Below are 14,747 nucleotides of genomic sequence, written 5' to 3'. Positions count from 1 at the left end.
TCCGACTAAACAATCAGACATTTTTTCGGCGCCTTTGGTTCACGACTCGAGCAGCCAAAGCTAGGCACGACCCACCAAATTCCAGACAAAAAAAAGGGCGACCGAAGTCGCCCTTTTTTACAGAAAGTCAGAACTTAGTTCTGCTTTTCCATTTGTGCACGCAGCAGGTCACCCAGAGTGGTGGCCACAGGAGCATCAGTAGCTACTGGCTTGTCGCGCAGGCTCTGGATTGCTTCTTTCTCGTCTTCAACGTCTTTCGACTTGATCGAGAGCTGGATTACACGGCTCTTGCGGTCAACGCTGATGATCTTGGCTTCTACTTCTTCGCCTTCTTTCAGAACGTTGCGCGCGTCTTCAACGCGGTCACGGCTGATTTCGGAGGCTTTCAGAGTCGCTTCGATATCGTCGGCCAGAGTGATGATGGCGCCTTTAGCGTCAACTTCCTTCACGATGCCTTTAACGATGGCGCCTTTGTCGTTCTCTTGAACGTACTCGGAGAACGGATCGCTTTCCAGTTGCTTGATACCCAGGGAGATGCGCTCGCGCTCTGGGTCAACCGACAGGATAACGGTGTCCAGCTCGTCGCCCTTCTTGAAGCGGCGTACGGCTTCTTCGCCCACTTCGTTCCAGGAGATGTCGGACAGGTGAACCAGACCGTCGATGCCGCCGTCCAGACCAATGAAGATACCGAAATCGGTGATCGACTTGATGGTGCCGGAGATTTTATCGCCCTTGTTGAACTGGCCAGAGAAATCTTCCCACGGGTTAGATTTGCACTGCTTGATGCCCAGGGAGATACGACGACGCTCTTCGTCGATGTCCAGAACCATGACTTCCACTTCGTCGCCGACTTGTACGACTTTCGAAGGGTGGATGTTCTTGTTGGTCCAGTCCATTTCGGAAACGTGTACCAGACCTTCAACGCCTTCTTCCAGCTCAGCGAAGCAGCCGTAGTCGGTCAGGTTGGTTACACGCGCGGTAACGCGAGTGCTTTCTGGGTAACGGGCTTTGATAGCAACCCATGGATCTTCGCCCAGTTGCTTCAGGCCCAGGGAAACACGATTGCGCTCGCGATCGTACTTCAGAACCTTGACATCGATCTCGTCGCCAACGTTGACGATTTCGGAAGGATGCTTGATACGCTTCCAAGCCATGTCGGTAATGTGCAGCAGGCCATCGACGCCACCCAGATCGACGAATGCGCCGTAATCGGTGAGGTTCTTGACGATACCTTTGACTTGTTGGCCTTCCTGCAGGGATTCCAGCAGAGCTTCGCGCTCGGCGGAGTTCTCGGCTTCCAGGACGCTGCGACGGGAAACGACAACGTTGTTGCGCTTCTGGTCCAGCTTGATGACCTTGAATTCCAGCTCTTTGCCTTCCAGGTGCGTGGTGTCGCGCACTGGACGGACGTCAACCAGAGAACCTGGCAGGAACGCACGGATGCCGTTAACGTCGACAGTGAAGCCGCCTTTAACCTTACCGTTGATAACGCCCTTGACCACTTCTTCGGCTGCGAAGGCTGCTTCCAGAACAATCCAGCATTCAGCGCGCTTGGCTTTTTCACGGGACAGCTTGGTTTCGCCAAAGCCGTCTTCAACCGAGTCCAGAGCAACGTGAACTTCGTCACCGACGTTGATGTTCAGTTCGCCAGCGTCGTTGTAGAACTGCTCAAGCGGGATGAGTGCTTCAGACTTCAGGCCAGCGTGAACGGTTACCCAGCGAGCCTGGTAATCGATATCAACGATAACACCGGTGATGATGGAGCCTGCCTGAAGGTTCAGGGTTTTTAGGCTTTCTTCAAAGAGTTCCGCAAAGCTTTCGCTCATTTTAATTCCTGTTGATGAGGGCGAAGAAAACGCCCATCTCCACACCCCAGACGGTGTGGGTTAGTTTCATTTAAAAGAAGCCACCGCAGGACTATGACTGGTCCCCTGCGGCCCTCTTGGTCACCCGGCGATATCGCGAATGGCGATCTCGCTCATGATGCGTTCCAGCACCTGGTCGATGGACAATTCCGTGGAATCCAGCTGTATGGCGTCAGCCGCCGGTTTGAGCGGGGCTACCGCTCGCTGGGTGTCACGCTCATCGCGTGCACGTATCTCATCTAGCAGACTCGACAGACTAACACCCTCGACTTTGCCCTTCAACTGCAAATATCGACGGCGCGCCCTCTCCTCGGCACTGGCGGTCAGAAAAATCTTCAGCGGCGCATCAGGAAAAACCACCGTTCCCATGTCGCGACCATCCGCCACCAGGCCCGGCGCTTCCTGAAAAGCACGCTGGCGCTGCAGCAGCGCCTCGCGCACAGCGGGCAACGCAGCCACCTGGGACGCGCCGGAACCGACGCTTTCGGTGCGAATGACATCGCTGACTTCATCACCTTCCAGAATGATGCGTTGCAGCTGACCGTCCGTCGCCGCGATGAACTGCACGTCCAGATGAGCAGCAAGTTTCTTCAGCAGCTCTTCGTTGGTCAGGTCGACACCATGGTTATGCGCGGCGAAAGCCAGCAGGCGGTACAACGCACCGGAATCCAGCAGGTTCCAGCCCAGGCGCTTGGCGAGAATCCCGGCTACCGTGCCCTTGCCCGAACCGCTTGGCCCATCGATGGTGATGACCGGTGCAATGTTGTTCACGACTGCGCCTCTTGTGCCACACGAATGCCGACCTGCGCGCACAGCGCCAGGAAGTTCGGGAACGACGTCGCAACGTTGGCGCAATCATGAATGCGGATCGGCGCACTGGCGCGCAGCGAAGCAACGCTGAACGCCATGGCGATACGGTGATCACCATGACCGTGCACTTCACCGCCGCCGATCTGGCCGCCGTCGATGATGATGCCGTCCGGGGTCGGTTCGCATTTGACGCCCAGCGCCAGCAGACCGTCCGCCATGACCTGGATACGATCCGATTCCTTGACCCGCAGCTCTTCGGCGCCGGTCAGCACGGTGCGCCCTTCGGCACAGGCAGCGGCCACGAACAGTACCGGGAATTCGTCGATGGCCAATGGAACCAGCTCTTCAGGAATCTCGATACCTTTGAGTTTAGCTGCCCGTACACGCAGGTCAGCCACGGGCTCGCCGCCGACTTCACGCTGGTTTTCCAGGGTGATGTCCGCACCCATCAGGCGCAGGATGTCGATCACGCCGGTACGGGTCGGATTGATGCCGACATGCTCGAGCACCAGGTCCGAACCTTCGGCGATCGATGCCGCCACCAGGAAGAACGCCGACGACGAAATGTCGCCCGGCACTTCGATATGGGTCGCGGCCAGCTTGCCACCGGACTCAACCGATGCCGTGGCACCGTCAACGCTCACCGGGTAGCCGAAACCGCGCAGCATGCGTTCGGTATGGTCGCGGGTCGGAGCCGGCTCGGTCACGGTGGTCTTGCCCTCGGCATACAGACCGGCCAGCAGCAGGCAGGATTTAACCTGGGCGCTGGCCATCGGCATGGTGTAGGTCAGGCCCTTGAGCTTGTTGCCACCACGGATGGTCATCGGTGGACGACCTTCGGCGGCAGTCTCGATCACCGCGCCCATTTCACGCAGCGGATTGGCCACGCGATTCATCGGGCGCTTGGACAGCGAGGCGTCGCCGGTCAGGGTGCTGTCGAAGTTTTGCGCGGCCAGCAGGCCGGACAGCAGACGCATCGACGTACCGGAGTTGCCCAGGTAGATCGGGCCCGGCGCCGGCTTCAGGCCATGCAGGCCAACGCCGTGAATGGTCACGCGACCGTGGTGCGGGCCTTCGATGACCACGCCCATGTCACGGAACGCCTGCAAGGTCGCCAGGGCATCTTCACCCTCGAGGAAGCCTTCGACTTCGGTGACGCCTTCAGCGAGGGAACCGAGCATGATCGAACGGTGGGAAATCGATTTGTCACCCGGTACGCGAATCCGACCGGACAGGCGGCCACCAGGTTGAGCCAGGAAAATCAGATCGTTGGAATTCATAGCGTCCACATAGGCCCTGCGGGCCAGGATTTTACTGAAATGCTCGCGGGCAACCCGGGCGCGAGTGAAAACGCCCAACAATTGGTGCCCATCCCCTGCATCGACCGCGTCGCGCAAGGCGTCGAGATCGCTGCGAAATGTATCGAGTGTGCGCAGGACAGCTTCGCGGTTGGCGAGGAAGATGTCGTGCCACATGACCGGGTCGCTACCGGCGATTCTTGTGAAATCGCGGAAACCGCCCGCAGCGTAACGGAAGATCTCAAGATTTTCATTGCGCTTGGCCAACGAATCGACCAGGCCGAACGCCAGCAAGTGCGGCAGATGACTGGTCGCAGCCAGTACTTCGTCGTGACGTTCGACCTGCATGTGCTCGACATCGGCACCCAGCGCGCGCCACAAACGGTCGACCACTGCCAAGGCAGCCGGATCGGTCTGATCCAGCGGCGTCAGGATCACCTTGTGCCGACGGAACAGCTCGGCGTTGGAGGCCTCGACCCCACTCTGCTCGGAACCGGCAATCGGATGCCCCGGCACGAAGCATGGCGGCATCTTGCCAAATGCTTCGGTGGCAGCGCGTACAACGTTGCCCTTGGCGCTACCGACATCGGTCAGGATCGCCTGCCCCAGGTCCATGCCAGCCAGACGCGCGAGCACTTTCTCCATGGCCAGGATCGGTACCGCCAACTGAATGACGTCGGCGCCCTGACAAGCAACGCCCAAGTCTTCTTCGCAACGATCCACCACCCCCAACTCGACCGCGAGCTTGCGCGATTGTGGATCGAGATCGACCCCGACCACTTCGCGACACATCCCGCTTTCGCGCAAACCCTTGGCAAACGAACCGCCGATCAACCCCAGACCGACCACCACCAGGCGACCGATCATAGGTTCAGCAGATTGCAGTGCAGTGACATCAACCACGAGCCAGAACCTTGGTCAGCGCTTCCAGGAAGCGGCTGTTCTCTGCCGGCAGACCAATGGTGACGCGCAGGTGGTTCGGCATGCCGTAGTTGGCCACCGGGCGCACGATCACGCCTTCACGCAGCAAGCCCTGGAACACCGGGGCCGCCACCTGACCGAGATCGACACAAATGAAATTGCCCTTGGATGGAATCCAGCTCAGCCCCAGCTCACGGAAACCGGCTTCCAGCTGCTGCATGCCGGACTCGTTCAACTGACGGCTTTGCGCCAGATACTCGTCATCCTTCAACGCCGCGCAGGCCGCGGCCAGGGCCAGGCTGTTGACGTTGAACGGTTGGCGAACACGGTTCAGCACGTCTGCAACTACTGCCGTGGACAAGCCATAACCCACGCGCAACGCCGCCAGGCCATAGGCCTTGGAGAAAGTGCGGGAAACCAGCAGGTTCGGATAGGCCGCGAGGAAGTCCAGGCCATCCGGCAGATCGCTGCCTTCAGCGTATTCGATGTAAGCCTCGTCCAGCACGACCAGCACATGTTCCGGCACATCCTGCAGGAATTCGTCCAGCGCCTCGGCGTCGAACCAGGTCCCGGTCGGGTTGTTCGGGTTGGCGATGAAGACCACGCGGGTATTGGCGTCGATGGCTGCCAGCATTGCCGGCAGGTCATGCCCCCAATCCCTGGCCGGAACCACCTTGGCCTGCGCACCGACCGCCTGAGTGGCAATCGGATAGACAGCGAACGCATGCTCGCTGAACACGGCATTCAGACCCGGTGCCAGATAGGCACGCGCGACCAGTTCCAGGATGTCGTTGGAACCATTGCCCAGCGTAACCTGATCAAGTTCGACCCGGCACTGCTCGGCCAACAGGCTCTTGAGGGCAAACCCGTTGCCGTCCGGATAACGGGTCAGCTCGGCCAGCGCATCGCGGATCGCCGCCAACGCCTTGGGGCCCGCGCCCAGCGGGTTTTCGTTGCTCGCCAGCTTGATGATGCTGGCTGGATCGAGGTCCAGCTCGCGAGCCAGTTCGTCCACGGGTTTGCCCGGAACGTAAGGCGAAAGTTGTTGCACGCCCGGCTGTGCCAGAGCGAGGAAATTGCCACTCATTTGCTACCGCCCTTAGAGAACTGCTTTCGGGTAGGAACCCAGCACTTTGAGTGCCACTGCTTCCTGACTGATTTTTTCCAGCACACCTTTTACCAGCGGATCGCGGTGGTGGCCGACAAAATCGATGAAGAACACGTAGGTCCATTTACCGCTGCGCGACGGACGGGTCTCGATTCGCGTCAGGTCGATGCCGTTGTCGTGGAACGGCACCAGCAACTCATGAAGCGCACCTGGCTTGTTACTCATCGAGACAATGATCGACGTCTTGTCGTCGCCGGTCGGCGGCACTTCCTGGTTGCCGATCATGAGGAAGCGCGTGGAGTTATCCGGGCGGTCCTCGATTTTTTCGGCCAGACGGGTCAAGCCGTAGAGGCCGGCCGCCATGTCACCGGCAATCGCCGCCGAGTTCCACTCACCCTTGACCCGCTTGGCCGCTTCAGCGTTGCTGGACACCGCCACGCGCTCGACATTCGGGTAATGGGCGTCCAGCCACTTGCGGCACTGGGCCAGGGACTGGGCGTGGGAGTAGATGCGGCTGATGCTGTCGGTCTTGGTGTTTTCACCGACCAGCAGGTGATGGTGGATACGCAGCTCGACTTCGCCGCAGATCACCATGTCATGTTCGAGGAAGCTGTCGAGGGTGTGGTTGACCGCGCCTTCGGTGGAGTTTTCCACCGGCACCACGCCAAAGTTCACCGCCCCGGCCGCCACTTCACGGAACACTTCGTCGATTGCCGCCATCGGCTTGCTGATCACCGCGTGACCGAAGTGCTTCATGGCCGCTGCCTGGGTGAAGGTACCCTCAGGGCCGAGATAAGCCACTTTCAACGGCTGCTCGAGTGCCAGGCAGGAAGACATGATTTCGCGGAACAGCCGCGCCATCTCTTCGTTGCCCAGCGGCCCCTGGTTACGCTGCATGACACGCTTGAGCACCTGAGCCTCACGCTCAGGACGATAGAACACCGGCACTTCGCCTTCGGCCAGCGAGGCCATCTTTACTCGCGCGACTTCCTGGGCGCAGCGCGCACGCTCACTGATCAGCTCCAGGACCTTTTCGTCCAGGGCATCAATGCGCAGGCGCAGTGCCTTGAGTTCTTGCTCAGACATTAGCCGTGTTCCTTCTCGAACTCTGCCATGTACGAAACCAGCGCATTGACGGCGTTGATGTCGACGGCGTTATAGATGGAGGCGCGCATGCCGCCCACGGAGCGGTGCCCCTTGAGGTTCAACAGGCCGCGCTCGTCGGCACCGGCCAGGAACGGCTTGTCCAGACGATCGTCAGCCAGGCGGAACGGCACGTTCATCCACGAGCGGTCCGACTTGTTGATCGGGTTGCTGTACAGGCCGCTGGCATCAATGAAGCTGTACAGCGTGCGCTGCTTGACTTCGTTGAGCTTGCCGATGGCCTCGACGCCGCCCTGCTCTTTCAGCCACTCGAACACTAGGCCGGACAAGTACCAGGCCAGGGTCGGCGGGGTGTTGTACATCGAGCCGTTGTCGGCCGCGACCTTGTAGTTGAGCATGGTTGGGCAAATGGAGCGGGCGTTGCCCAGCAGGTCTTCGCGAACGATGTTGACGACGATACCGCTCGGGCCGATGTTTTTCTGGGCACCGGCGTAGATCATGCCGAAACGCGAAACATCCACCGGGCGCGACAGGATGTCAGAGGACATGTCAGCCACCAGCGGAACATCACCGGTTTCCGGAATCCACTGGAACTCCAGGCCACCGATGGTTTCGTTCGGCGCGTAGTGAACGTAGGCCGCGTCTTTCGACAGTTTCCACTCGTTCTGACCGGGAATGGCGAAATAGTCATAGGGCTTGGCGGTGCCGGCAACGTTGACGTGGCCGTAGCGCGAAGCTTCTTCGATGGCTTTCTGCGACCAGATACCGGTGTCGATATAGTCGGCCGAGCCGTTTTCCGGCAGCAGGTTCAGAGGAATCTGCGCGAATTGCTGGCTGGCGCCGCCTTGCAGGAACAGCACTTTATAGTTCGAGGGGATATTCAGCAGATCACGCAGATCCTGCTCGGCCTTGGTGGCGATGGACACGAACTCATCACTGCGATGGCTCATTTCCATGACCGACAGACCCTTGCCGTGCCAGTCGAGGAGTTCACCCTGGGCGCGCTGCAGGACAGCTTCGGGAAGCGCCGCAGGACCGGCACAGAAGTTATAGGCTCTCTTGCTCACATCCAATCTCGCTCTGATTTGGTGGTATCACGCAATAAATCACAACATCAATCCACACTCTGTAGGAGCGAGCTTGCTCGCGAAAAACCTGAGAACGCCGCGGGTTGCCAGGCTTCCCGCGTTATCGTTAACGTCCATCGCGAGCAAGCTCGCTCCTACAGAAGGGACATAATTATTCAAAGGGACAAACAACAAGGGGGCGAATTTTCATCCGCCCCCTGCTTACCCGCTTATTCCTGTGGTTCTTCGTCAGCAGCGGCGTCGAGTTGCTGGTCTTCAACGGCATCGTCGATCACGACTTCACCATCGAACACCGCCCCCTCTTCACCTTCCAGTTCTTCACCTTCGATTTCCGAAGGTTCCTGAACCCGCTCAAGGCCGACCAGGGTTTCATCCTTGGCCAGTTTGATCAGGGTCACGCCCTGGGTGTTACGACCCAGGCTGGACACTTCGTCGACACGGGTACGCACCAGGGTGCCCTGGTCGGAAATCAGCATGATTTCCTCGCCGTCGAGCACCTGGACGGCGCCGACCAGGCGGCCGTTACGCTCGTTGCTGACCATGGCGATAACGCCCTGACCGCCACGCTTGTACTCAGGGAACTCGGTGATCGCGGTGCGCTTGCCAAAACCACGCTCGGAAGCGGTGAGGATCTGGCTGCCTTCTTCCGGGATCAGCATGGAAATCAGCTTCTGGCCTTCCGGCAGACGCATGCCGCGCACACCGCGGGCGGTACGACCCATGGCGCGAACGTCGGACTCCTTGAAGCGGGTAACCTTGCCGCCGTCGGAGAACAACATCACTTCACGCTCGCCATCGGTAATGGCGGCCGAGATCAGCACGTCGCCTTCGTCCAGCTCCAGCGCGATCAGGCCGACGCTGCGCTGACGGCTGAAGGATTCCAGCGGGGTCTTCTTCACGGTGCCGTTGGCGGTGGCCATGAAGATGTAGTGACCTTCGGTGTATTCCTCGACCGGCAGCATGGTGGTGATGTATTCACCGTCATCCAGCGGCAGCAGGTTGACCAGCGGACGACCACGGGCAGCGCGGGATGCTTCAGGGATTTCGTAGGTCTTCAGCCAGTACACCTTGCCCTTGCTCGAGAACAGCAGCAGCGTGGTGTGGCTGTTGGCAACCAGCAGGTGGGCAATGTAGTCCTCATCCTTGACGCCGGTCGCCGACTTGCCTTTACCGCCACGACGCTGGGCCTGGTACGCAGCCAATGGCTGGGTCTTGGCATAGCCACCGTGGGAGATGGTCACGACGCGCTCTTCTTCCGGGATCATGTCACCCAGGGTCAGGTCGAGACGGGCATCGAGAATCTCGGTGCGACGCACGTCGCCGTATTCGGCACGGATCACTTCCAGCTCTTCGCGAATCACTTCCATCAGGCGCGTGGCGCTGTTGAGAATGCGGATCAGCTCGCCGATCTGGTTGAGGATCTCTTGATACTCGGCCAGCAGTTTTTCGTGTTCCAGGCCGGTCAGGCGGTGCAGACGCAGTTCCAGAATGGCTTGCGCCTGTTCCGGCGACAGGAAGTACTTGCCATCGCGCAGACCGTATTGCGGATCGAGGTTTTCCGGACGGCACGAATCGGCGCCGGCACGCTCGACCATCGCTACCACGGCCGAGGACTCCCAAGGGGTGCTGACCAGCGCTTCCTTGGCTTCCGACGGCGTTGGCGACGCCTTGATCAGGGCGATGACCGGGTCGATGTTCGACAGGGCAACAGCTTGACCTTCAAGGATGTGACCACGCTCTCGCGCCTTGCGCAGTTCGAACACGGTACGGCGGGTAACGACTTCGCGACGGTGACGAACGAAGGCTTCCAGCAGGTCCTTGAGGTTCAGGATCCGCGGACGGCCGTCGATCAGCGCGACGATGTTGATGCCGAACACCGCTTGCAGCTGAGTCTGGGCGTAGAGGTTGTTGAGGATCACCTCAGGCACTTCGCCACGACGCAGCTCGATCACAACGCGCATACCGTCCTTGTCGGACTCGTCGCGCAGCTCGGTGATGCCTTCGAGCTTCTTCTCTTTTACCAGCTCGGCGATCTTCTCGATCAGACGCGCCTTGTTCAACTGGTAAGGGAGTTCGGTGATGACGATCTGCTGGCGGCCACCGACCTTGTCGATGTCTTCGATCATCGAGCGGGCGCGCATGTAAATGCGGCCACGGCCAGTGCGGTAGGCTTCGATGATACCGGCGCGACCGTTGATGATCGCCGCGGTCGGGAAGTCCGGACCCGGGATGTATTGCATCAGCTCATCGACAGTCAGCTCGGGATTGTCGATGAGCGCCAGGCAACCGTCGATGACTTCACCGAGGTTGTGTGGCGGAATGTTGGTCGCCATGCCCACGGCGATACCGCTGGAGCCGTTGACCAGCAGGTTGGGAATACGGGTCGGCATGACCGCCGGGATCATTTCGGTGCCGTCGTAGTTCGGCACCCAGTCCACGGTTTCCTTATGCAGGTCGGCCAGCAGCTCGTGCGCCAGCTTGGTCATGCGCACTTCGGTGTATCGCATGGCCGCGGCGTTGTCGCCGTCCACCGAACCGAAGTTGCCCTGGCCGTCTACCAGCAGGTAGCGCAGGGAGAATGGCTGTGCCATCCGAACGATGGTGTCGTACACCGCGGTATCACCGTGCGGGTGATACTTACCGATCACGTCACCGACAACACGGGCAGATTTCTTGTACGGCTTGTTGAAGTCGTTGCCCAGCTCGCTCATCGCGAACAGCACGCGCCGGTGCACGGGCTTCAAGCCATCGCGCGCATCCGGCAGTGCCCGCCCGACAATTACGCTCATCGCGTAGTCGAGGTAGGACTGCTTCAGCTCGTCTTCGATATTGACCGGGAGGATTTCTTTGGCCAGTTCGCCCATGAGAAGCCTGATTCCTTTTTCTGGTGAAACTTCGTCAGGACCAACGAAGCTCGCCGCTGCAGGCTCGGTGCCATGCATTGGCTTACGACAAATCAACGAGTTATGCCATGGATCTGCGCAGTAAAGGTCACCCCGAAGGGTAACCATGGAAACCGCCGGATGTTATCACAAGAGCCGCCACGCACCTATCCCCCAGATGCGCATGGAGAGTAGTTAGTTGACCGGTGACAGGCTTGAAGGGGACGAGAGAGGCTTAGAGCTTCGATCAGCAGGCAATCAAGCGCATTTTTCACTTGCAAACACGGACCTGTAGGAGCTGCCGCAGGCTGCGATCTTTTGATTTTGTTTTTTTAAAATCAAAGTCAATAGATCGCAGCCTTCGGCAGCGCCTACAGGGATTTGCCTTGACCTAGTGAAGTCGCTTGCGGCACATCAACTGCGCCATCTTCGCCGTGTCCGGGCGTTCGACGATGCCTTTTTCGGTGACGATCGCATCGATCAGATCCGCCGGCGTCACGTCGAACACCGGATTGAAGGCATGGACATCGGCCCCGACGCGCTTGCCACCGACTTCCAGCAGCTCGCGACCGTCACGTTCTTCAATCGGAATGTCGTCGCCGCTGGCCAGGTTCATGTCGATGGTCGAACTCGGCGCCACCACCATGAAGCGCACGCCGTGGTGCATGGCGTTGACGGCCAGTTGATAGGTGCCGATCTTGTTGGCCACATCGCCATTGGCGGTGATCCGGTCAGCGCCGACGATGACCCAGGTAGGGCCTTTGGTCTTCATGATATGCGCAGCGGCGGAGTCGACATTGAGGGTCACGGGAATGCCTTCATTGGCCAGTTCCCACGCGGTCAGTCGCGAACCCTGCAGCCATGGGCGGGTTTCGTCGACATAGACCTGCTCGACCATCCCCTCGATGAATGCAGCGCGAATCACGCCCAGCGCCGTGCCAAAGCCGCCCGTGGCCAGTGCACCAGTGTTGCAGTGGGTCAGGATCGCCTGGGCGTTGCCCTGATGCTTGCGGATCAGGTCGACACCCAGTTGCGCCATGGTCAGGTTGGCTTCGCGATCACTTTCGTGAATGGCAATGGCCTCGGCCTCCAGCGCCTCCAGCGGATCGGCATTGCCTTTCAGGCGATCAAGCCGGTCGTGCATGCGACCCAGCGCCCAGAACAGGTTGACCGCGGTAGGACGGGAATCGGCCAGCAGCATGAAATCCTCTTCCAACGCCGCATACCAGTCGCCACCTTCGGCAATCCGGGCACGGGCCGCGAGCACGATGCCATAAGCGGCGCTAATGCCGATGGCCGGCGCGCCACGCACCACCATCGAGCGAATGGCCTCGGCCACACCGGCTGCACTGGTGTAGGCGATCCAGTTTTCCTCGAACGGCAAAATACGCTGATCCAGCAGATGAAGAGCGCCATCACGCCAATCGATGGCCTTTACCTTTTCCGCAGCCAACAGTCGATCGCGCATCCCTCACCCCGCACTCATGAACAAAAGCCGCCGATTATAGCGATCCCCCCGTGAAGACGCTCGGGTATACTTCGCCATCCTTTACAAAAGCACTGGAACCGACCCTCGATGCCGAACACTGCCGCTGCGCTCGACCTGTTATTGCTGCCGACCTGGCTGGTACCCGTCGAACCTGCTGGTGTCGTCCTCAAGGAACATGGTGTGGGCATCCAAGATGGACGCATCGTGTTTATCGGCCCACGTTCCGCCGCACTGAAGCTTAACGCAACCGAAATCCGCGAATTGCCCGACATGCTGCTCAGCCCCGGCCTGATCAATGCCCACGGGCACGCAGCGATGACGCTGTTCCGCGGCCTGGCCGATGACCTGCCCTTGATGACCTGGCTGGAAAACCACATCTGGCCCGCCGAAGCCAAGTGGGTCGACGAGGACTTCGTGCGCGACGGCACCGACCTTGCCATCGCCGAGCAAATCAAAGGCGGCATCACCTGTTTCTCTGACATGTACTTCTTCCCGAAGGTTGCCAGCGAGCGCGTGCACAACAGCGGCATTCGCGCACAGATCGCGATTCCGATCCTCGATTTCCCGATTCCGGGCGCCGCTACGGCGGATGAAGCCATTCGTCAGGGCGTTGAACTGTTTGGCGATCTCAAGCACCACGAGCGCATCAAAATCACCTTCGGCCCCCACGCACCCTACACCGTGGGCGACGAAAACCTGGAAAAAATCCGGGTGATCGCCGAAGAACTTGACGCATCGATCCACATGCACGTGCATGAAACCGCCTTCGAAGTGCAGCAATCGGTCGAACAGCGCGGTGAACGCCCACTGGCCCGCCTGGCGCGCCTGGGCTTGCTCGGGCCGCGTTTCCAGGCGGTTCACATGACCCAGATCAGCGATGAAGACCTGGCACTGCTGGTAGAAAGCAACACCAATGTGATTCATTGCCCGGAGTCCAACCTGAAGCTGGCCAGCGGGTTCTGCCCGGTCGAGCGCTTGTGGGAAGCCGGGGTCAATGTCGCGGTCGGCACCGATGGCGCCGCGAGCAACAATGACCTGGACCTGCTCGGCGAAACCCGCACCGCTGCCCTGCTGGCCAAGGCTGTCGCCGGCTCGGCCACCGCGCTCGATGCCCATCGCGCCTTGCGCATGGCCACCCTCAACGGTGCCCGTGCGCTGGGCATCGAAGCCGAAACCGGCTCGCTGGAAATCGGCAAGGCCGCGGACATGGTGGCTTTCGACCTCTCCGGCCTGGCCCAGCAACCGGTCTACGACCCGGTTTCGCAGCTTATATACGCCACCGGCCGGGACTGCGTGAAACACCTTTGGGTGGCCGGCAAACAACTGCTCGACGACCGTCGCCTGACGCGCCTGGATGAACAACAGCTTGGCGCTGTCGCGAAGGCCTGGGGCCAGCGCATCAGCGGCCGTACCGAATCGTAAGCACCCCGGAACGCAATCCGGGGCAACAGGATTTTTCAAGTTTTAGAGGACTTAAACCATGAGCAACGTCGACTACGCCGAAATCGCCAAATTCGAGGCCCTGGCCCATCGCTGGTGGGACCGCGAAAGCGAATTCAAACCGCTGCACGACATCAACCCGCTGCGGGTCAACTGGATTGACGAGCGGGTCAATCTGGCCGGCAAGAAAGTCCTCGACGTCGGTTGCGGCGGTGGCATCCTCAGCGAAGCCATGGCCCAGCGCGGCGCGACCGTGATGGGTATCGACATGGGCGAAGCGCCGCTGGCGGTTGCCCAGTTGCACCAGCTGGAATCGGGGGTCAACGTCGAATACCGGCAGATCACCGCCGAAGCCCTGGCCGAGGAAATGCCGGAGCAGTTCGACGTGGTCACCTGCCTGGAAATGCTTGAGCACGTGCCGGACCCGTCGTCGGTCATCCGCGCCTGCTTCCGCATGGTCAAGCCCGGCGGCCAGGTGTTCTTCTCCACCATCAACCGCAACCCGAAGGCGTACCTGTTCGCCATCGTCGGCGCCGAATACATCATGAAGCTGCTGCCGCGCGGCACCCACGACTTCAAGAAATTCATCCGCCCTTCCGAACTCGGCGCCTGGAGCCGCATGGCCGGCCTGACCGTCAAGGACATCATCGGCCTGACCTACAATCCGCTGACCAAGCACTACAAGCTGGCCGCCGACGTGGACGTCAACTACATGATCCAGACCCTGCGCGAGGAGTAAGCC

At 60.1% G+C, this 14,747-nt stretch carries 10 protein-coding genes; 2 read left to right on the top strand and 8 right to left on the bottom strand.

All coding sequences use genetic code 11. The features are described 5' to 3' along the window. Positions 1–134 precede the first annotated feature (134 nt). The 8 genes from rpsA to mtnA all read right to left on the bottom strand — a co-directional run bounded on the left by rpsA (position 135) and on the right by mtnA (position 12,544). Positions 135–1,826: a 30S ribosomal protein S1 gene (gene rpsA, locus KW838_RS14820; protein WP_007973639.1), complete on the bottom strand. Its 1,692-nt coding sequence runs from the start codon at positions 1,824–1,826 to the stop codon at positions 135–137. Between the two features lie 120 nt (positions 1,827–1,946). Continuing rightward, complete coding sequence (gene cmk / locus KW838_RS14815; protein ID WP_007973641.1) at positions 1,947–2,636, bottom strand: (d)CMP kinase; 690 nt, start codon at positions 2,634–2,636, stop codon at positions 1,947–1,949. Further along, entirely contained in the window at positions 2,633–4,840 is a 2,208-nt protein-coding gene (locus KW838_RS14810; RefSeq protein ID WP_240628981.1) for a bifunctional prephenate dehydrogenase/3-phosphoshikimate 1-carboxyvinyltransferase, read from the bottom strand. The genes cmk and KW838_RS14810 overlap by 4 nt, the downstream gene beginning before the upstream one ends. 28 nt (positions 4,841–4,868) lie before the next feature. After that, positions 4,869–5,981 (bottom strand): histidinol-phosphate transaminase, encoded by a 1,113-nt coding sequence (gene hisC / locus KW838_RS14805; protein WP_218501437.1) that lies wholly within the window; start codon positions 5,979–5,981, stop codon positions 4,869–4,871. Positions 5,982–5,993: 12 nt separating this feature from the next. Continuing rightward, positions 5,994–7,088: a prephenate dehydratase gene (gene pheA / locus KW838_RS14800; RefSeq protein ID WP_102700283.1), complete on the bottom strand. Its 1,095-nt coding sequence runs from the start codon at positions 7,086–7,088 to the stop codon at positions 5,994–5,996. After that, complete coding sequence (gene serC / locus KW838_RS14795) at positions 7,088–8,173, bottom strand: 3-phosphoserine/phosphohydroxythreonine transaminase (RefSeq protein WP_218501436.1); 1,086 nt, start codon at positions 8,171–8,173, stop codon at positions 7,088–7,090. The genes pheA and serC overlap by 1 nt, the downstream gene beginning before the upstream one ends. A gap of 230 nt (positions 8,174–8,403) precedes the next feature. Next, on the bottom strand, positions 8,404–11,058 hold the full coding sequence (gene gyrA, locus KW838_RS14790) for a DNA gyrase subunit A (RefSeq protein ID WP_007973648.1): 2,655 nt from the start codon (positions 11,056–11,058) through the stop codon (positions 8,404–8,406). A gap of 409 nt (positions 11,059–11,467) precedes the next feature. Beyond that, complete coding sequence (gene mtnA, locus KW838_RS14785) at positions 11,468–12,544, bottom strand: S-methyl-5-thioribose-1-phosphate isomerase (protein WP_218501435.1); 1,077 nt, start codon at positions 12,542–12,544, stop codon at positions 11,468–11,470. 108 nt (positions 12,545–12,652) lie between these two features. On the opposite strand from mtnA, the gene KW838_RS14780 reads away from it, so the two are divergent. Then, positions 12,653–13,987, top strand: a complete 1,335-nt coding sequence (locus KW838_RS14780) for a TRZ/ATZ family hydrolase (protein ID WP_218501434.1) — start codon at positions 12,653–12,655, stop codon at positions 13,985–13,987. Between the two features lie 58 nt (positions 13,988–14,045). After that, a complete protein-coding gene (ubiG, locus tag KW838_RS14775; protein ID WP_007985381.1) occupies positions 14,046–14,744 on the top strand; it encodes a bifunctional 2-polyprenyl-6-hydroxyphenol methylase/3-demethylubiquinol 3-O-methyltransferase UbiG in 699 nt (232 codons plus the stop codon). Positions 14,745–14,747: the final 3 nt, after the last annotated feature.

Source organism: Pseudomonas sp. PDM27 (assembly GCF_019219205.1).
GTDB classification, from domain to species: Bacteria; Pseudomonadota; Gammaproteobacteria; order Pseudomonadales; family Pseudomonadaceae; genus Aquipseudomonas; species Aquipseudomonas laurylsulfatiphila.
The sequence above is the reverse complement of the archived record's forward strand: the minus strand, read 5'-3'. Positions and strand labels throughout refer to the sequence as shown.